The organism is Bradyrhizobium sp. LeoB3 (assembly GCF_055456055.1).
Window position 1 is genome coordinate 136,200 of record NZ_JBVBEF010000004.1, and the last position, 18,576, is coordinate 154,775.

General features: G+C 64.9%; 15 protein-coding genes and 1 other RNA gene. 4 read left to right on the forward strand and 12 right to left on the reverse strand.

All coding sequences use genetic code 11. The annotated features are described in order from the left end of the window. Nucleotides 1-5: 5 nt before the first annotated feature. From ftsW to rsmH, 8 genes are all read right to left on the reverse strand, one after another. A complete protein-coding gene (ftsW, locus tag ACZXDY_RS06160) occupies nucleotides 6-1,157 on the reverse strand; it encodes a putative lipid II flippase FtsW (protein WP_028167500.1) in 1,152 nt (383 codons plus the stop codon). A gap of 197 nt (nucleotides 1,158-1,354) precedes the next feature. Continuing rightward, nucleotides 1,355-2,758 (reverse strand): UDP-N-acetylmuramoyl-L-alanine--D-glutamate ligase, encoded by a 1,404-nt coding sequence (murD, locus tag ACZXDY_RS06165; protein WP_464344864.1) that lies wholly within the window; start codon nucleotides 2,756-2,758, stop codon nucleotides 1,355-1,357. Then, the gene (mraY, locus tag ACZXDY_RS06170) at nucleotides 2,755-3,861 is read right to left on the reverse strand and encodes a phospho-N-acetylmuramoyl-pentapeptide-transferase (RefSeq protein WP_028167502.1); all 1,107 of its coding nucleotides are present in this window, start codon (nucleotides 3,859-3,861) and stop codon (nucleotides 2,755-2,757) included. The genes murD and mraY overlap by 4 nt, the downstream gene beginning before the upstream one ends. A gap of 9 nt (nucleotides 3,862-3,870) precedes the next feature. Then, a complete protein-coding gene (locus ACZXDY_RS06175) occupies nucleotides 3,871-5,304 on the reverse strand; it encodes a UDP-N-acetylmuramoylalanyl-D-glutamyl-2,6-diaminopimelate--D-alanyl-D-alanine ligase (protein WP_464344865.1) in 1,434 nt (477 codons plus the stop codon). Continuing rightward, nucleotides 5,301-6,758, reverse strand: coding sequence for a UDP-N-acetylmuramoyl-L-alanyl-D-glutamate--2,6-diaminopimelate ligase (locus ACZXDY_RS06180; RefSeq protein ID WP_464344866.1), 1,458 nt, complete (start codon nucleotides 6,756-6,758; stop codon nucleotides 5,301-5,303). The genes ACZXDY_RS06175 and ACZXDY_RS06180 overlap by 4 nt, the downstream gene beginning before the upstream one ends. 94 nt (nucleotides 6,759-6,852) lie before the next feature. Next, nucleotides 6,853-8,598, reverse strand: coding sequence for a peptidoglycan D,D-transpeptidase FtsI family protein (locus tag ACZXDY_RS06185; RefSeq protein ID WP_464344867.1), 1,746 nt, complete (start codon nucleotides 8,596-8,598; stop codon nucleotides 6,853-6,855). Beyond that, nucleotides 8,595-8,996: a cell division protein FtsL gene (gene ftsL / locus ACZXDY_RS06190; protein WP_464344868.1), complete on the reverse strand. Its 402-nt coding sequence runs from the start codon at nucleotides 8,994-8,996 to the stop codon at nucleotides 8,595-8,597. Before ftsL ends, ACZXDY_RS06185 begins: the two co-directional genes overlap by 4 nt. 3 nt (nucleotides 8,997-8,999) lie before the next feature. Continuing rightward, nucleotides 9,000-10,175, reverse strand: coding sequence for a 16S rRNA (cytosine(1402)-N(4))-methyltransferase RsmH (rsmH, locus tag ACZXDY_RS06195; RefSeq protein WP_464344869.1), 1,176 nt, complete (start codon nucleotides 10,173-10,175; stop codon nucleotides 9,000-9,002). 281 nt (nucleotides 10,176-10,456) lie between these two features. Between rsmH and ACZXDY_RS06200 the strand changes: the two genes are divergently transcribed. Continuing rightward, a complete protein-coding gene (locus tag ACZXDY_RS06200; RefSeq protein WP_464344870.1) occupies nucleotides 10,457-11,320 on the forward strand; it encodes an N-acetylmuramoyl-L-alanine amidase in 864 nt (287 codons plus the stop codon). Nucleotides 11,321-11,422: 102 nt separating this feature from the next. On the opposite strand, the gene ACZXDY_RS06205 is transcribed toward ACZXDY_RS06200, so the two are convergent. Together ACZXDY_RS06205 and ACZXDY_RS06210 are read right to left on the reverse strand one after the other, a co-directional pair. After that, nucleotides 11,423-12,661: an RNA polymerase sigma factor gene (locus tag ACZXDY_RS06205; protein ID WP_464344871.1), complete on the reverse strand. Its 1,239-nt coding sequence runs from the start codon at nucleotides 12,659-12,661 to the stop codon at nucleotides 11,423-11,425. A gap of 39 nt (nucleotides 12,662-12,700) precedes the next feature. Then, complete coding sequence (locus ACZXDY_RS06210) at nucleotides 12,701-13,054, reverse strand: YciI family protein (RefSeq protein ID WP_464344872.1); 354 nt, start codon at nucleotides 13,052-13,054, stop codon at nucleotides 12,701-12,703. Between the two features lie 151 nt (nucleotides 13,055-13,205). On the opposite strand from ACZXDY_RS06210, the gene rnpB reads away from it, so the two are divergent. From rnpB to ACZXDY_RS06225, 3 genes are all read left to right on the forward strand, one after another. After that, nucleotides 13,206-13,630: RNase P RNA component class A (gene rnpB / locus ACZXDY_RS06215), an RNA gene on the forward strand. A 208-nt stretch (nucleotides 13,631-13,838) separates the two neighbouring features. Beyond that, nucleotides 13,839-14,582, forward strand: a complete 744-nt coding sequence (locus ACZXDY_RS06220) for a sulfite exporter TauE/SafE family protein (RefSeq protein WP_464344905.1) — start codon at nucleotides 13,839-13,841, stop codon at nucleotides 14,580-14,582. Nucleotides 14,583-14,655: 73 nt separating this feature from the next. After that, entirely contained in the window at nucleotides 14,656-15,591 is a 936-nt protein-coding gene (locus ACZXDY_RS06225) for a DMT family transporter (RefSeq protein ID WP_464344873.1), read from the forward strand. Nucleotides 15,592-15,663: 72 nt separating this feature from the next. On the opposite strand, the gene ACZXDY_RS06230 is transcribed toward ACZXDY_RS06225, so the two are convergent. Then, nucleotides 15,664-16,674 (reverse strand): ABC transporter ATP-binding protein, encoded by a 1,011-nt coding sequence (locus ACZXDY_RS06230; RefSeq protein ID WP_464344874.1) that lies wholly within the window; start codon nucleotides 16,672-16,674, stop codon nucleotides 15,664-15,666. A 316-nt stretch (nucleotides 16,675-16,990) separates the two neighbouring features. After that, nucleotides 16,991-18,574: a DHA2 family efflux MFS transporter permease subunit gene (locus ACZXDY_RS06235; RefSeq protein WP_464344875.1), complete on the reverse strand. Its 1,584-nt coding sequence runs from the start codon at nucleotides 18,572-18,574 to the stop codon at nucleotides 16,991-16,993. Nucleotides 18,575-18,576: the final 2 nt, after the last annotated feature.

Consider the following 18,576-nt stretch of genomic DNA (forward strand, 5'->3'; position numbering starts at 1 on the left):
GCTAGTCAGGCATAGCCCGGCGCTGCGCTGGCCGCGTTGGTCGATTCGATCTCGGTGCGTGGGCGCTGCCGGGTCAAGGCCAGCATCATGCCGACGCCGTAGGCAAGCGAGACGATCGACGAGCCGCCATAGGAGATGAACGGCAGCGTCATGCCCTTGGCCGGGATCAATTGCAGGTTGACCGCCATGTTGATCGCAGCCTGCACGCCGAACAGAATTGCGAGCCCCGACGCCGCAAAGCGCGCGAACATGTCCTCGGTCGTGTAGGCGCGCGAGAGCGTGCGGATCACGACGAAGGCGAACAGCGCCAGCAGCGCAAGGCAAAGGATGATGCCGAACTCTTCCGCGGCGACCGCAAAGACGAAGTCGGTGTGGCTGTCCGGCAGGCTGCGCTTTGCAATGCCCTCGCCCGGCCCGAGCCCGAACCAGCCGCCGTTCCAGAACGCCTCCATCGCCATGTCGACCTGGAAGGTGTCGCCCGAGGCCGGATTCATGAAGCGCTTGATGCGGCCGGCAACGTGCGGGACGAACAGATAGGCGCTGAACAGGCCGAGGCCCGCCGCGCCCGCAAGCCCGGCGACCCAGATCATCCGCATGCCTGCGATGAAGAACAGCGCGCCCCACACCATCAGGATCAGCATGGTCTGGCCGAAATCGGGCTCCATCACCAAAAGCGAGACCAGCATCAACAGCAGCACCAGCGCCATCGAGGTCGCCGGCATTTCCGGACGCCTGGTCGATTCCGCAAACAACCAGGCCGCGAGGATGACGAAGGCCGGCTTGGCCGATTCGGAAGCCTGGATATTGACGCCGACCAGCGTGATCCAGCGCCGCGAGCCCTTCACTTCCGGGCCGATCAGGAGGGTCATCACGATCAGCGCGATGCTGACGAAGAACACCACCATCGCGGCGCGCCGGATCTGGCGCGGCGACAGGAAGGAGACCGTGATCAGCACGATGAAGGATGGCAGCAGGAACATCACGTGCCGGCTGAAGAAATGGAAGGGGTCGAGCCCGATCCGGGTCGCGACCGGCGGGCTCGCCGCGAGCGACAGGATGACACCGCCGAACATCAGCGCGATGACCGCAGCCAGCAGCGGCTTGTCGATGGTCCACCACCAGTCGGAGAACGGGGTGCGTTGATCACGGGCGAGCATGGGCGTCCCCAGAATGCCGAGGTAACGGCCATTGGTGGACGAGGATGGTTTCCGAAGGGTTAATGGATTGAGCAACTTTGGAGATAGAGCGAACCTCTCTCCCGTCGTCATGCCCGGCCTTGTGCCGAGCATCCACCTCTTTGCCGCCGCAACGAAGGGAAGACGTGGATGGCCGGGACAAGCCCGGCCATGACGGGCTACATCACCACCGGCTTGACGCCGGGCAGTGCCGTGACGAGGTCGCGGAAGGCGGCGCCGCGGATTTCGAAATTGCGGTACTGGTCGAAGGAGGCGCAGGCCGGCGACAGCAGGACGACCGCGTCAGTGAGGCCGGAGGCTTCCGCATCGCGCGCGGCGTTGGCGACTGCGACATCGAGCGTCTGCGAAATCTCGTGCGGCACGGCCTCGCCGAGCGTGCCGGCAAATTCCTGCGCTGCCTCGCCGATCAGATAGGCTTTGCGGATGCGCGGGAAATAACCGGTCAGGCTGGTGATGCCGCCGGCCTTCGGCTTTCCGCCGGCGATCCAGAAAATGTCAGTGAAAGACGACAGCGCATGCGCTGCTGCATCCGCATTGGTGCCCTTGGAGTCGTTGACGAACAGCACGTTGCCGCGGCGGCCGACCTGCTCCATGCGGTGCGCCAGCCCAGGAAAGCTGCGCAGGCCGTTCTGCAGCACATCCGTCGAGATGCCCATCGCCAGCGTGCAGGCCGACGCGCACGCCGCGTTCTGCGCGTTGTGCAGGCCGCGGAGCGAACCGATGCCGCCCAGTCGTGCGACCTCACTGCGCGCGGCACCCGACGCCAGCACGATGGTCTCGTGCTCGACATAGATGCCGTCGGGCAGCGGGTTCTTCACGGACACCCGCACCACGCGCTTGCCCGCCCGATCCAGGCGATCGGCGATGTTGCGGCAGAAGATGTCGTCGACACCGACGATCGAGGTGCCACCCGGCTGCACGCCCGCGACCAGCCGCTCCTTCACCGCGGCGTAATTCTCCAAGGTGCCGTGGCGATCGATGTGGTCCTCGCTGACATTGAGCAGGATACCGACGGACGGATCGAGCGAGGGCGTGAGGTCGATCTGGTAGGACGACATCTCGATCACATGCACGCGGCCCATCCGCGGCGGCTCCAGCGACAGGATCGCAGTGCCGATGTTGCCGCCCATCTGGGTGTCGTAGCCGGCGACCTTCATCAGATGGGCGATCAGCGCTGTCGTGGTCGACTTGCCGTTGGTGCCGGTGATGGCGACGAACGGCGCTTGCGGCGCGTGACGTTGGCGCTCGCGGCAGAACAGTTCGACATCGCCGATCACCTCGACGCCGGCCTGGCGCGCCTGCAGCACGCTCCAATGCGGCGCGGGATGGGTCAGCGGCGCGCCGGGGGTCAGGATCAGCGCGGCGAAATTCGTCCAGGAGACCGAGCGCAGATCGGCAGTGACGAAGCCGGCCTGCGCGGCCTTGGTGACGTTGTCGGAGTTGTCGTCGCCGGCAATCACCTCCGCCCCACCCGCCTTCAGCGCATGGCAGCTCGCAAGCCCCGAACCGCCGAGCCCGAACACGGCGACCGTCTTGCCCGCGAAGGAGGTGACAGGGATCATCGTAGCTTCAGCGTGGACAGGCCGGCGAGCGCCAGCATCACGGCGATGATCCAGAAGCGGATCACGATCTGCGGCTCGGTCCAGCCCTTCTGCTCGAAATGATGGTGCAGCGGCGCCATGCGGAACACGCGCTTGCCAGTGAGCTTGAACGAGGCCACCTGCACGATCACCGAAACCGCCTCCAGCACGAACAGGCCGCCGATCACCGCCAGCACGATCTCGTGCTTCACGGCGACCGCCGTCGCTCCGAGCATGCCGCCGAGCGCGAGCGAGCCGGTGTCGCCCATGAAGATCGAGGCCGGTGGCGCGTTGAACCACAAAAACCCGAGACCTGCGCCCAGCACGGCGCCGCAGAGCACTGCGAGCTCGCCGGTGCCGGCGACATAGTTGATCTGCAGGTAATCGGAGAACACCGCATTGCCGGTGAGATAGGAAATCATGCCGAAGCTGGCGGCCGCAATCATCACCGGAACGATGGCGAGACCGTCGAGGCCGTCGGTCAGGTTCACCGCGTTGCCCGCGCCGACCATGACGAAGGCGCCGAAGATCACGAAGAACCAGCCGAAATTGAACACCACATCCTTGAAGAAGGGAATCGCGAGCGAGGTCGAGGACACGTCGCGCCCGAGCCGCACCAGCGCGTAACAGGCGGCGAGCGCGATGATCGCCTCGATCGCAAGGCGCAGCTTGCCGGCAAAGCCGCTGTGGCTCTGCTTGGTGACCTTCAGATAATCGTCATAGAAGCCGACGAAGCCGAAACCCAGCGTCACCGCCAGCACGATCCAGACATAGGGATTGATCGGGTTGGCCCAGAGCAGCGTCGCCACCACCACGCCGGACAGGATCATCAGCCCGCCCATGGTCGGCGTGCCCTTCTTCGTAATCAGGTGCGATTGCGGGCCGTCGGTGCGGATCGGCTGGCCCTTGCCCTGGCGCAACCGCAGATGATCGATGATCCAGGGCCCGAACAGGAACACGAACAGCGCGCCCGTCACCATCGCCCCGCCGGTGCGGAACGTGATGTAGCGGAACACGTTGAGCGCCCCCCGGAACACCCCGAAGCCGGGCACCGTGTTGGAAAGGTCGATCAGCCAATAAAACATTCAATATGCCTATACCGCTTCTTCACGCGCGGCTTTGCCGGGAAAGCGCTTCTCCAGCGCGTTGACGATCCGCTTCATCTTCGAACCCAGCGATCCCTTGACCATGACGGCGTCGCCAGGGCGGATGGCCGTGACCGCCTGGGTCTCCAGACTCGCCGAGCTATCGGCATAGCCTCCCCGCCTCCCCGTGGAAAGAGCGTCCCAGAGGTTGCGCATCAGCGGACCACAACAATAAACGAGGTCGATATTGTTGGCGTTGACAGCCTCAGCCAGACCGCGATGCAGCGCAGGGCCGGTCGGCCCGAGCTCGAGCATGTCGCCGAGCACCGCGATGCGGCGGCCGTGCGCACCGAGTTGCGCCTGCCCGAGCACGTTCAGCGCAGCCGCCATCGACGCCGGATTGGCATTATAGCTCTCGTCGATCAGCGTCGCCTCGCCAGCGCCGACCTCGAGGGTGCGCCGCGCACCACGGCCCGCCGGCGCTTTGAGCTGCGACAGCGACAATGCCGCGCGCGCAAGGTCCGCCCCGATCAGCGACGCGCCGGCGAGTACGGCGAGCGAGTTCATCGCCATATGGCGACCAGGCATGCTGATCTTGTAGGTGACGTCGTGGCCGAGGATGTTGGCATGTACGACGGAACAGGTCGCGTGCAGCGAGACGTCGAGGAGCTGCGCCTCGGATTGCGTGTCCGTGCCGAAGGCGACGATGCGTGAAATGCCGAGTTCCTTCGCGCGGGCTTCCAGCCTTCCAAATTGCGCATTGTCGCGGTTGAGCACGACGGCGCCATCGGGCTCGAGACCCAGAAAGATCTCCGCCTTGGCGTCCGCGATCTCTTCGATGCCGGAGAAGAACTCCAGATGCACCGGCTCCACGGTGGTGACGACGGCAACATGCGGCCGCACCAGCTTCACCAGCGGCGTGATCTCGCCGACATGGTTCATGCCGATCTCGAACACCGCAAACCGCGCCGACGCCGGACAGCGCGCGAGCGACAGCGGCACGCCCCAGTGATTGTTGAAGGAAGCAACGGAGGCATGGGTCTCGCCTTGCGCCGAGAGCACGTGCCGCAGCGCTTCCTTGGTCGAGGTCTTGCCGACCGAGCCGGTGACCGCGATGATCCTCGCGGTGAGCCGCGCGCGAGAGGCATGGGCAAGATCGACGAGACCGGCGAGCACGTCGTCGACGATCAAGAGCGGTGCATCGGCGGGGAACTTGTCGCGCTGTGCGCTTTCGACCACCGCGAGGGCGGCGCCCGCCTTCAATGCGGCCTCGACAAAATCGTGGCCATCATGCACGTCGCCCTTGATGGCGAAATAGGCCTCACCCGGCCGCAGCGTGCGGCTGTCGATAGAAAGGCCGGTGACCCCGGAGGGCAAGGTCCCTTGCGTTGCGGCGCGCATCGCATCCGCCATTGCCGCCGACGTCCACAGTAATGTACTCATGCGCCTCTCGCTTCCAGCGCCGCGGCCACCGCCTCATGATCGCTGAACGGCAGCGTCTTGTCGCCGATGATCTGCCCGACTTCATGCCCCTTGCCGGCGATCAGGAGCGCATCGCCCGGCTGCAACGCAGCAATGCCGGCCCTGATCGCTTCCGCGCGATCGCCGATTTCGCTCGCGCCCTTCGCGGCGGCGAGGATGGCAGCACGGATCGCCGCCGGATTCTCGCTGCGCGGGTTGTCGTCGGTGACGATGACGCTGTCGGCATTGTCAGCGGCAATCGCGCCCATCAGTGGACGCTTGCCCGCGTCGCGGTCGCCGCCGGCGCCAAAGACGACGATCAGCTTGCGCTTCGCATAGGGCCGCAGCGCCTGCAGCGCCTTGGCGAGTGCGTCCGGCTTGTGCGCATAGTCGACGAAAATCGGCGCGCCGTTGCGCTCGCCGACGCGTTCGAGCCGGCCCTTGGCGCCCTCGAGATGTTCGAGGCTTGCGAAGACGGCATCGGCGTCGCTGCCGGTGCCGATCGCAAGGCCGGCAGCCACCAGCGCATTCTCGATCTGGAACTCGCCGACCAGCGGCAAATGGATGGCGCGCTTCCCGCCGCGGTGCTCGATCGTAAGCTTTTGTGCAAAACCTTCGATCGAAGCGTCGAGCAGGCGAATGCCATCTCCGCCGTCGGCGTTGCGGCCAACCGTAATGATCCTGAGCTTGCGCGTGCGCGCCGCATCGATCACGTCAGGCGAACAGTCATGATCGGCCGAAATCACCGCCGCGCCGCCATCCATCACGAGATCGCGGAACAGCCGCAGCTTCGCGTTGAGATAGTGCGCCACGTCGGGGTGATAATCCATGTGGTCGCGCGACAGGTTGGTGAAGCCGCCGGCGGCAATGCGCACGCCGTCAAGCCGATATTGGTCGAGCCCGTGCGAGGACGCTTCGAATGCGAGATGCGTGACGCCATCGCGGGCGATCTCGTCGAGCTGGCGATGCAGCGCGATCGGATCAGGCGTGGTCAGCGAGCCATAGACCGTACGCTTCGGCGACACCAGGCCGATGGTACCGATGCTCGCGGCATCGTGCCCCAGTCGCTGCCAGATCTGGCGCGTGAAAGCCGCCACCGATGTCTTGCCGCTGGTGCCGGTCACAGCCGCGATTGTCTCGGGCTCGCGCGGGAAGAACTTCGCCGCGGCCAGTGCCAATGCGCGGCGCGGATTTGCCGTCACGACAAAAGGCACGTGCGGAGCGCCTTGCGGCCGATGATCGACGGCGACCGCGGCCGCGCCTGCGGCAATCGCGGCATCGATGAAGCGCGCCCCGTCGGTCTTGTAGCCCGCGAGCGCGAAGAACAGATCGCCCGGCTTCACCGCGCGGCTATCAGCCGTCACCCCTCCGATCTCGATGGCTTCCGCCTGCGGATCGATCGTGGCATCAGCGCTGAAAAGGTCGCGAAGTCTCATGATCTTCCAGTCCGGCCGGCTGCTCACACGCTCAGATCATGATCCTCGCGGAAACCCCGTATCCGCGCTTCCGGATCATGCCTGCCCCCACGCCTTACTGGGTTGTCCTCGATGCCGCAAGAATAAGGCGGTCGGACGGCGGCAGGTCGAACCGCGGCTCGAGCCCCAAAAGCGGCGCAATACGGGCGATCACCTTGCCGCCGGTCGGCACCGCGTTCCAGCCCGAGGTGATGAAACCATGGGTCTCCGGCAGCGCCTTCGGCTCATCCAGCATCACCAGAAGCTGGTACTTCGGATTATCGGCCGGGAGGATGGCGGTGAAGGAGTTCAGCACCTGTTTCTTGGAGTAGCGGCCATTGACCACCTTTTCCGCAGTGCCGGTCTTGCCGCCGATATAATAACCCTTCACGTCGGCCGACTTGGCGGTTCCGATTTCGGCATTAAGTCGCATCAGGTAACGGATCTTGTCCGACGTCTCAGGCTTGATCACCCGCTTGGCGATCGCCTTGGCGTCTTCCTCCGAGCGCTTGAGGAAGGTCGGCGGAATCAGATTGCCGCCATTGACCATCGCATTGATGCCCATCACCGCCTGCAGCGGCGCAACCGCGATGCCGTGGCCGAAGGAGATGGTGATCGTGTTCAGTTCACCCCAGCGCTTCGGCACGATCGGCGATGCGCTCTCCGGCAATTCGGTGCGGAGACGGTCGAGCTGGCCGACCTTCTTCAGGAACGCCTTGTGCGCCTCGACTCCTTGCGCAAGCGCGATGCGCGCCGCGCCGACATTGGAGGAGAAGGTGAACACTTCCGACAGCGAGATCGCCCGGCCGAGCGGATGGGAGTCGTGGATCGCGAACTTGCCATAGTGCAGCGCGCCGCGCGCATCATACATGGTGTGGAGCGTGGCCTTGCCGGAATCCAGCGCCATCGCCAGCGTCAGCGTCTTGAAGGTCGAGCCCATCTCGAACACGCCCGTGGTCAGGCGGTTGATGCGATCGGGATCGTGCGCTTCCTTCGGATTGTTGGGATCGAAATCGGGCAGTGAGACCAGCGCGACGATCTCGCCGGTCCGAACATTGGAGACGAGGCCCGATGCCGCCTTGGCCTTGTACTTCTCCTTGGCCTTCAGGAGCTCGTCGCGCAGCGCATGCTCGACGCGCAGATCGATCGACAGTTCCACCGGCTTCTGCAAGCGGTCGGTGGCAAAGCCCGCGCGATGCAGATCGGCCAGACCGTTATTGTCCAGCCACTTCTCCATGCCGGCGATGCCCTGGTTGTCGATGTTCACAAGGCCGATCAAATGGGCAACGGTGGGGCCGGTCGGATAGATGCGCCTGTTCTCGCGCAGGAAGCCGATGCCGGGAACGCCGAGGCGATGGATATCCTGCTGCTGTTGCGGCGTGATCTCGCGCTTCAGCCAGACGAAACCTTTTCGCGACGACAGACGGTCGCGCACTTCGGCGGTGTCGAGATCAGGCAGCGTCGCGGTCAGAAGCTCGATCGCCTCGTCCTTGTCGATGATGCGGCGCGGTTCGCCAAACAGGCTCGGCGCTTTGACGTCGGTCGCGAGGATTGCGCCATTGCGGTCGATGATATCAGGGCGCGCGGTGGCGATCGCATCCTGCGAGGCGGTGCGGCGCGCGCCGTGGCTGTCGGCGCCCATCGCGAACATCACGAGCCGCCCGGCAATGATGGCGTAGACGGCGGCAAACGCGATGATCGCGAGACCGACCCGGGCGCGCGCCTTCGCGCTGCGGTCGACATTCCGCCCGTAGAGCAGGCCGCGGATCAGCCGCTGCCGCCACGGCTCGGCCGGCTTTGTACTTGGCGCGCGGTCGGTCATTGCTGATCTCCCTGCTGCGCGGGGTCTGGTACCGACCCGGTCACGCTCTCCTGGTCGGCGGCGGCCTCGATGGTGTTGATCATCGCGCCGATCGGGTCAGGCGCGCCCGGCCGCGCGAAGTTCGGCGGACGTTCGGGCAAGTTCTTCAACGAGTCATATTGATTGGCGATGAGCGGCTTCAACGCGAGATGACGCTCGGCCAATCCCTGCAGCCGAAGCGGCGAGTCGAGCTTGGCCCATTCGGCGCGCAGGGTCGCGATCGCATCGCGCTGCTCGCGGATTTCCGCATTCAGCCGCAGCACGCGCTCGGTACGGGCCGTCGATTCCATCTTGATGCGGTAGACATAGGCCGCACAGACCACGAGGAAACCGATCACGAGGAAATGGAGGATGCGCATGCGCTAGCCTCCCCTCATCACGCGTTCGAGCGTCGGCCATGACGGCGGCTCACCCTCGGCATGCACTGGTGCTTCGGTGCGCTCGGCGGCGCGCAGTTTGGCCGACCGCGCGCGAGGATTGGCCGCGATCTCGTCCTCGGACGGCGTCAGCGGGCGCTTGGTCAAAATCTTCAAGCTCGGCGCCATCTGCGCCACTTCGGGCAGATGCCGCGAACCGCTGGAAACCTTTCCGCGCTCGCCGAAGAAATTCTTGACGATGCGGTCTTCCAGCGAATGGAACGAAACAACCACGAGCCGTCCGCCCGGCTTCAGCACACGCTCGGCGGCGGTGAGCGCACGCAGCAACTCATCGAGCTCTTCGTTGACGAAGATGCGCAGCGCCTGGAACGTCCGCGTCGCCGGATGGATATCGTTCGGCTTGGAGCGGACGACCCTGGCGACGATGTCGGCCAGCGCTTGCGTCGTCTCGATCGGCGCTTCCTTGCGCGCGGCCACGATGGCGCGCGCCACGCCGCGCGAGTGCCGCTCCTCGCCAAAGAGATAGATGATGTCGGCAAGATCGCGCTCCGACGCGGTTGCGATCACATCCGCCGCGGTCGGCCCCGCATGCCCCATCCGCATGTCGAGCGGGCCCGCCAGACGGAACGAGAAGCCGCGCGCAGCCTGGTCGAGCTGCATCGAGGAGACGCCGATGTCCATCACCACGCCGTCGACGGCCTCCACACCTTGGGCGGCACAGACGTCAGCGAGATTGGAGAAGCGGTCCTCGACCAGCGTCAGCCGGCCTTCGGAGCGATCAACCAGATCGAAGCCGCGCGCGATCGCCGACCGGTCGCGATCGAGACCGATGACGCGGGTTCCAGCCACGTCGAGAATCAGGCGGCTGTAGCCACCGGCACCGAAGGTGGCATCGATATAGATGCCGCCGGTGCGCGGATTCAGCATGTCGACCGCCTCGCGGCCGAGCACGGAAATGTGCGGCGCAGCAGGCGTCATGCGCCGGCTCCGAATGTTGTCCGGCGTAGGGGATCGAAACTGGACACGGACCAGCCCATGGCGCCTCGAATAGTTACGCGTCACGCCGCGGTTCCGTCCGAGCAGCCGCGGCACGGAGCACGCGCCGGTTCCCATATCAGGCCGCAAATCCTGATTCCCGACCGGAGTTTGCTGGGCTGCCATGGGATTTCGCGCGCAAGCGGGCCTCGGCCGCCCCTCAAAAACCGGTTCGGCTATTCACCACTTAGTAACGGCACTTAGCGTTAAGAAAGCGTTGCCGAATCCTTCACGGTTTATTTTGCTTTTTAGTCACACGTGGAACTCGCTGATGCGCACCATCCACAGGCGGACCTAAAATTCGCGGGATGGCGCCGATGTGATTGCGCCCGCGGCAGGGTAAAGGAATAGTAAATTGAAGGCTGCCCGGAAATTGCAGGACTGCCGTTTTGAATTTGAGATTTGGGATGTCGTCTGGTTCGTTCGCGTCTGCTGATTCGAAGCGTCAACGCGCCCTTCCCGTTCCGAGGGCCATCGCCGACATGAAGACCTTTACTCCGGACTCCTCGATCGTCTCCGACGTCATCCCTTCGGTGAATTTCGGCGAACGCGCCAACGACCGGCAGCCCGACATGATCGTGCTGCATTACACCGGCATGCCCGACGTCGAGGGCGCCATCGCCCAGCTCTGCACCGCCGGCACCGAGGTCTCCGCACATTACATCGTGCTGGAGGACGGCCGCATCGTGCAGTGCGTGCCGGAGAGCAAGCGCGCCTGGCATGCCGGCGTCTCCTGCTGGGCCGGCGAAGAGGACATCAATTCCTGCTCGATCGGCATCGAGATCATCAACCGCGGCCATGACTGGGGCTATCCGGATTATCCGCTGCGCCAGATCGCAGCGGTGATCGCGCTGTGCCGCGGCGTCATGCTCCGCCGCAACGTGCCTTCGTATCGCGTGCTCGCTCATTCCGACGTGGCGCCGGCGCGCAAGAAGGACCCCGGCGAAAAATTCCCGTGGCATTCGCTGGCCAATTCCGGCGTCGGGCATTGGGTTCAGCCGGCGCCGATCGTACGCGGGGAGACGCTCCAGCTCGGCGCGATCAACGATAACGTCACCAACATGCAGCAGGCATTCGCCCGCTACGGCTACAACATCCCGACCAACGGCAAGTTCGACGGCCCCACCATGGAAGTCGTCACCGCATTCCAGCGCCATTTCCGCCAGGAGCGCGTCGACGGCATCGTCGATCGCTCGACCATGACCACGTTGCATGCGCTGCTGGAGAGCCTGCCGCCGGAAGCGACCGCGACAGTGGTTGCGGAGAAGTAGGCAAGTCTTTTTCGTCGCCGTCATGCCCGGGCTTCTTCCGGGCATCCACGCGTTCTTCGCGCGTAAGGACGTGGATGGCCGGGACAAGCCCGGCCATGACGACTACTGGTCCATCTCCGCGATCCGCCGCGCATAGAGCCGGCGCAGCGGCTCCAGTTGCGTCGCGGCGGTTGCCGCCCGATACGCTTGGCGCGCGGCGTCGGTGCGCCCGAGGCGGCGCAGCAGATCGGCGCGGACGGCCGGCAGCAATTCGTAACCCTTAAGGCTGCCGCGCGCTTCCAGCGCGTCGATCAAATCGAGTGCGCGCGCTGGGCCGTCGACCATCGACACCGCCGCGGCATGATTCAGCTCGATCACCGGTGAGGGGCTGATGCGGAGCAGCACTTCATAAAGGCCGGCGATCTGCGGCCAGTCGGTGTCATTATAACTCGGCGCGCGGGCATGCAGCGCCGCGATCGCGGCCTGCACCGTGTAGGATTGCGGCCGGCCGGGCATGCGCAGCGCTTCCTCCACCAATCGCAGGCCTTCGGCGATCTGGCTGATGTCCCACAGCGAGCGATCCTGCTCCTCCAACAGCACGATGTCGCCGCCTGCGGTTTCGCGGCCGGCGCGGCGCGCGTCGTGCAGCAGCATCAATGCTAGCAGTCCCTTGATCTCGCCGCGGCCGGGGATCAGTGCATCGATCAGCCGCGCCAGCCGGATCGCCTCGCGCGCCAGATCCGGGCGCATCAGGTCCTCGCCGGAGGTCGCAGCATAGCCTTCGGTGAAGACGAGATAGATCACCGCCAGCACGCCGCGCAGCCTCGGCTCCAGCGCCTCGCGCTCCGGCACCTCATAGGGAATGCCGGCGAGGCGAATCTTCTGCTTCGCGCGCAAGAGCCGCTGCGCCATCGCGTCCTCGCTGATGAGGAAGGCGCGCGCGACCTGGGCCGTCGAGAGGCCGCAAACCGTGCGCAGCGTCAGGGCGACCTGCACCTCGTCCGCAAACGACGGATGACAGCAGGTGAAGATCAACCGCAGCATGTCGTCGTCGAGCGTGGCATCGGCGAGTTCGGAAGGAGTGGATGCGTTGAGCAGAAGTTCGTGCGTCAGCTCCTGCTGCTTGCCGCGGAATACGGAGTTGCGACGGATGCGATCGATCGCCTTGTTGCGGCCGACATTGACGAGCCACGCCCGTGGATTCTCCGGCGGCTCGCCCGCATACCAACGCTCCAGCGCCACCGCGAACGCCTCCTGCAGCGCATCCTCCGCAAGATCGAAATCGCCGACGAGGCGGATCAGCGTCGCCAGCGCCCGGCTCGCCTCGTCGCGGAAGATCTTTTCGATCTGGGTCGGAGTCATACGGTGACGCCATTACCCCGGAGTGGCGGCGCTAGGCCATCACTTATCATACACCCAGATCGGCCTCACCTCGATCGCGCCGAGCCTTGCACTCGGGATGCGCGCGGCGATCGCGAGCGCCGTATCGAGGTCCTTGGCTTCGATCAGATAGTAGCCGCCGAGCTGCTCGCGCGTCTCCGCGAACGGTCCATCCGTCGTCAGCGTCTTGCCGTCGCGCACGCGCACCGTGGTCGCGGTCGTCGTCGGCCGCAGCCGGTCGCCGGCCTTGAAATTGCCGCTCTGGATGATGGACTGGGTGAACTTGCCGTATTCCTCCATCATCTTCTGACTCGTTGCCGCGTCGAGTTTCGCGTACTCGACCTCGTTCTGGTAGATCATCAACAGATACCGCATCGCGAAGTCTCCTTTTCATCGGCTGGATCGCCGACATCCAGTCGAGCGGGGCGGACGCAAAACGACATCTTCAGGATAGTTTATTTTTGCGAGGTTCCGCAGGCCGCTTTCGCCTTGACCTTGCGGCCACAAACCCTCATGCCTACGGGCGTCAGTCGGCCGGACGGCCGCTCCCGCAAGCGCCGAAAGGCCGCGGGGGAGGAAAGTCCGGGCTCCATCGACATGCGGTGCCGGATAACGTCCGGCGGGGGCAACCCCAGGGAAAGTGCCACAGAGAACGAACCGCCCGCCTCGCCCCTCGGGGCTTTGGCGCGGCAAGGGTGAAAAGGTGCGGTAAGAGCGCACCGCGTTTCCGGCAACGGAAACGGCATGGCAAACCCCACCGGGAGCAAAACCGAATAGGGACGGCACCGCGGATGGTTCGCGAAAGCGATAACACCGCAGGGCGATGTCAGGCCCGCCGTCCGGGTAGGTTGCTCGAGGCCGTCTGCAAAGGCGGTCCCAGAGGAATGGCCGTCACGTACCATTCGCGAGAATGGTGCCCTACAGAACCCGGCTTACAGGCCGGCTGATGTTCTAAAGCGTTTTCAAGCGAAGTGGGTTTCCGGTTCGCGTGAAGAAAACGCCTCTTGGTGGACCAAATGAGGGGTTCGGCGCAAACACGCTGGACCCCTCGCCATTTTTGGCAGCTTCGCTTTGACCATCGTTCCGGGGCGGATTGCGATAGTCCCTGCCCGGCTCGTCGTGTAAACGTCAGGCCAATGGCAATGAGAACAAGACGATGATGGGCGGATTCGCCCTGGCGGTGCTGTTTGTCGGCGCGCTCGCTGGTGGCTTCGTATCCGGCCTTGCCGGCTTCGGCACCGCGCTGATGGCGCTGGGGATCTGGCTTTACGTTGCGCCGCCTGCGGTTGCCGTACCTTTGGTCCTGATCTGCTCGGTCGTCGGCCAGCTCACGACCCTGCCCTCGATCTGGCGCTCGATCGATTTCAGGCTGGTCTGGCCATTTGTGGTCGGCGGGCTCGCCGGCGTGCCGCTCGGCACGCTGCTGATTGCCCATGCCGATCCCAACACCTTCAAGCTGAGCATCGGCGTGTTTCTGCTGGTCTTTCCCATCGCGCTCTATTTTCAGCGCAGGCCAATGGCGATCAAGTTTGGCGGCAAGCCGTTCGACGGCGCCATCGGATTTGCCGGCGGCATCCTTGGCGGCCTCGCCGGCCTGTCCGGCCCACTTCCGATTCTTTGGGCCAGCGTGCGCGGCTGGACCAAGGAGCAGCGGCGCGGGATTTTCCAGACCTTCAACTTCACGGTGCTGGCGACGGCGCTGGTGCTTCAGGCATTCGCCGGCTTCGTCACAAAGCAAGTTCTCACGCTCGCTGTCGTGACCTTTCCGGCAACGGTGGCCGGCGCCTGGCTCGGCGCGCGAATCTATCACGCGCTGAGCGACCGGAATTTCACAAACATCGTGCTCGGGCTTTTGTTTCTCTCCGGGATCGGGCTGGTGTGGAGCGGAATTGCTCCGAGATAGCGCGCGCATGGCTGCCATATGCACCGAGTAGATTGCTGTACGCGGGGCAGTGAACCCGCTATCCACGCCTATCATGTCGTCATCCTCCTCGCGCGAACGTTTCGGCCTGTTGCTGGGCTTCATCGGCATGGCGATCTTCGGCGGCACGCTGCCGGCGACGCGGCTTGCCGTCGCGGAAATTGATCCGATTGCCCTGACCGCGATCCGCACCGCAATCGCCGGTCTATGCTCGCTCGCGCTCCTGCTCGTGTTGCGGCGGCCGCTGCCGCGGCGCGCGCTATGGCCGCAGCTTGCGCTGGTGATGCTGTGCGTCGCCATCCTGTTTCCACTGCTGATGGCCGAGGGCATGCAGCGGGTTGACGCCTCCCATGGCGGCGTCGTGCTCGGCGTGCTGCCGATCGCGACCGCGCTGGTGGCGGTCGCCATCACCCACGAGCGGCCGCGGCCCTTGTTCTGGGTCGCCGCTGTCGTCGGCGCCGCGCTCGTGATCGCCTTTGCGCTGCGTGACGGCGGCGGCACGCTGTCGACGGGCGACCTCTTCCTGTTCGCCTCCGTTGCGGTTTCCGCCGTTGGCTATGCCTTCTCCGGACGGCTCACCGCGGAGATGCCGGGCTGGGAAGTCATCAGTTGGGTGCTGGTGATTGCGTTGCCGTTCGCGCTGCCGGCGGCGGCGCTGACGATGCCGGCCGATCCGATGCACATCTCGCTTAAACCCTGGCTTGGTCTGCTCTACGTCGCGCTGTTCTCGCAATGGATCGGCTTCTTCGCCTGGAATGCCGGCATGGCGATGGGCGGGATCGCGCGGGTGTCGCAGGTGCAATTGTTGCAGCCCTTCGTCACCTTCGTGCTCGCCTCGCTGTTCAATGGCGAGACGATCACTTGGCAGGTCGTGCTGTTCGCCGCCGCCGTGGTGGCGACGGTCGCGATCAGCGCGCGCACGCGGGGGCGAAAGGCTGTCGTTCCGGAGCGGCGCAAAGCCCCGAACTATGGTGCGCACTTGCGCACCTGAGAACCTCGAGATTCTCAGATGCGCAATTGCGCATCGTAGTTCGCGCTCACGCGCGCCACGGAATGACGGCGACTACTCCGCCGCGGAGACCTCGTCGAACTCCATCGTCTGCCGCTCGAACAGGCTGCGATAGATGCCGCCCGGCCGCGCGGTCAGCGCGGCATGGGTGCCCTGCTCGACGATCTCGCCGCGATCGAACACCAGGATGCGGTCGAGGCCGCGCACCGTCGACAGCCGGTGCGCGATCACGATCGAGGTGCGGCCCTTCATCAGCCGCTCCATCGCCTCCTGAATCAGCGCCTCCGATTCCGAATCCAGGCTCGAGGTCGCCTCGTCCAGGATCAGGATCGGCGCATCGGCGAGGAACGCGCGTGCCAGCGCGACGCGCTGCCGCTCGCCGCCGGACAGTTTGACGCCGCGCTCACCGACCAGCGTGCCGTAGCCCTTCGGCAATCGCATGATGAAATCGTGCGCATTGGCAAGCCGCGCCGCCTGCTCGATCGCCGCCATGCTGGCGCCGGGCCGGCCATAGGCGATGTTCTCCGCCAGCGAACGGTGGAACAGGATCGGCTCCTGCTGGACGATCGCGATCTGGCTGCGCAGCGATTGCTGCGTGGCGTGAGCGATATCCTGGCCGTCGATCAGGATCCGTCCACCCGAGACGTCATAGAGCCGCTGCACCAGTTTCACGAACGTGGTCTTGCCCGAGCCGGACCTGCCGACCAGGCCGACACGCTCGCCGGCGCGGATATCGATCGACAGCGCGTCATAGAGCGGCGTGCGATGGCCGCCGTAGAGGAAGGTGACATTGTCGAACCGCAGGATGATCGACAACAGGCCGAGCGCGACGATGCCGCCGAATGCAACCATCGCCGCATGCCGCGCCGCCTGGTCCGCGGTGCCGAGCGTAAGCGCGTCGACCAGATGGCCGGAATAGACCGGCATGAAAAGGTCGGCGACAGTGGCGCCGAGAAAGCCGACCATTACGGTGGTGGCGCGGATGGGCTGCCTCAGCCAGTGGCGGAATACAAACGGGATCACGACGCGGATCGCGGCGGGACGTTTGCTAGTCGAAAGAGTCATGGCGCAATCCGGCCGCGCTCGTCGCGCAGGCCGGCTCCATCTGAATTGACGCGCGACGGCGCAAAAGCGCGCAACGCGGACGTCGTTGAAAGATCGGTAAGTTGTTGGAAGGCTTGGAGGACCGGGACGTCAGCCCCGGTCAGAACCGGCGGTCAGTGGTGCGACCGAATACCCAGCACAAGCATCGAACGGGGGCGCGCGATCTGCGAATAAGCCAAAATCATGCAAATCTCCCCGGTTCGAGCGACGACGCGTTGCTTATAAATGCGTCACGCCTGATTTGCAAGATGACAAAGCCGTGAGCTGCGCCTTCGCGCTAATGGCCGCCGCCAGGTGCCGCCGCCGACGGCTTGTTCAGGAGCAGCACGAGAAGACTGAGGCCGACATAGAACACCGTCAGCATGAAGAAGGCGTCGCCATAACCCATGACCGCGGCCTGGCGGTGCACGATCTGCGACAATTGCTTCAGCGCCATCATCGCGGAATCGCCCATGCCCTGCATGCGCTGGGTGAACATGTTGAGCGTCTCGACCGCCGTCGCATTGCCCCAATGCACCCGATCGTGCAGACGCGAAATGTGCAGGTCGGTGCGCTCGTTCAGCACCTGGTTGATGATGGCCAGTCCCACCGCGCCGCCGAGATTGCGCATCAGGTTGAACAGGCCGGAGGCATTCTTGACCAGATGTGGTGCCAGCGTGCCCAGCGCAATGTTGTTGGTCGGCACCATCGCGCACATCATGCCGATGCCGCGCAGGATCTGCGGCACCAAGAGTTCGTAGAAGTCATAGTCGCGCGTGATCCAGGTCATCTGCCAGGAGCCAAGCGCGAAGGTGACGAGGCCGAAGGCGATGATGTAGCGCAGATCGACCTTCTGCATCAGCTTCCCGACGACCGGCGCCATCAGGAACATCGTGATGCCGGAGACGAACATGGTCTCGCCGATCATCAGCGCGCTGTAGCCGCGAACCTCCGCGAGATAGCGCGGATAGATGTAGGTCAGGCCGTAGAGGCCGATGCCGATGCAGAACTGCAGCACGCAGCCGATCGCGAAATTGCGGTTGCCGAACGTCCTGAGATCGACGATCGGCTCTTCCACCGCGAATACGCGCCAGAAGAAGGCAATCGCGGAGATAAGGCAGACCGCGGCGAAGAACGCGACCGAGGTGTCCTGCAGCCACTCGTATTGCGGCCCCTCCTCCAGCACATATTCCAGCGAGCCGAGGAAGCCCGCCATGAACAAGAGGCCCCACCAGTCGAAGCGCTCGAGCAGCGAGAAATTCGGCTGGTCGAAATCGATCAGCGCGAGCACGCCGATGGTGATGCCGATGCCGGGCACGATGTTGATGAAAAACAGCCAGTGCCACGACATCAGGTCCGTGATGTAGCCGCCAACCGTGGGACCGACGGTCGGCGCCAGCGTCGCGACCAGTCCGATGATCGGCGCGACGATGTGGAACTTCGAGCGCGGAAAGATCGTGTAGGCCGAGGCGAACACCGTCGGGATCATGCCGGCGCCGAGAAATCCCTGCAGGGCGCGCCAGAGGATCATCTGCTCGATCGAGGTGGCAAAACCGCACAGGAAGCTCGAGACGGTGAAGCCGAAGGCGGAGATCGCGAACAGCAGCCGCGTGCCGAGCGCGCGCGACAGGAAGCCGGACAGGGGAATGGCGATGACCTCGGCGATCAGATAGGCGGTCTGCACCCAGGAGACTTCGCTCGAGCTCGCCGAGAGGCCGGCCTGGATGTCCGAGAGCGATGCGGAGACGATCTGGATGTCCAGGATCGACATGAACATCCCGAACACCATGATGACGAAGGCGACCACCCGCTTCGGCTCGATGCGCTCGCTGGCGGCCGCGGCATTCATCATGTTCGGCGAAGCGGTGGTGGCGTCGGCCATAT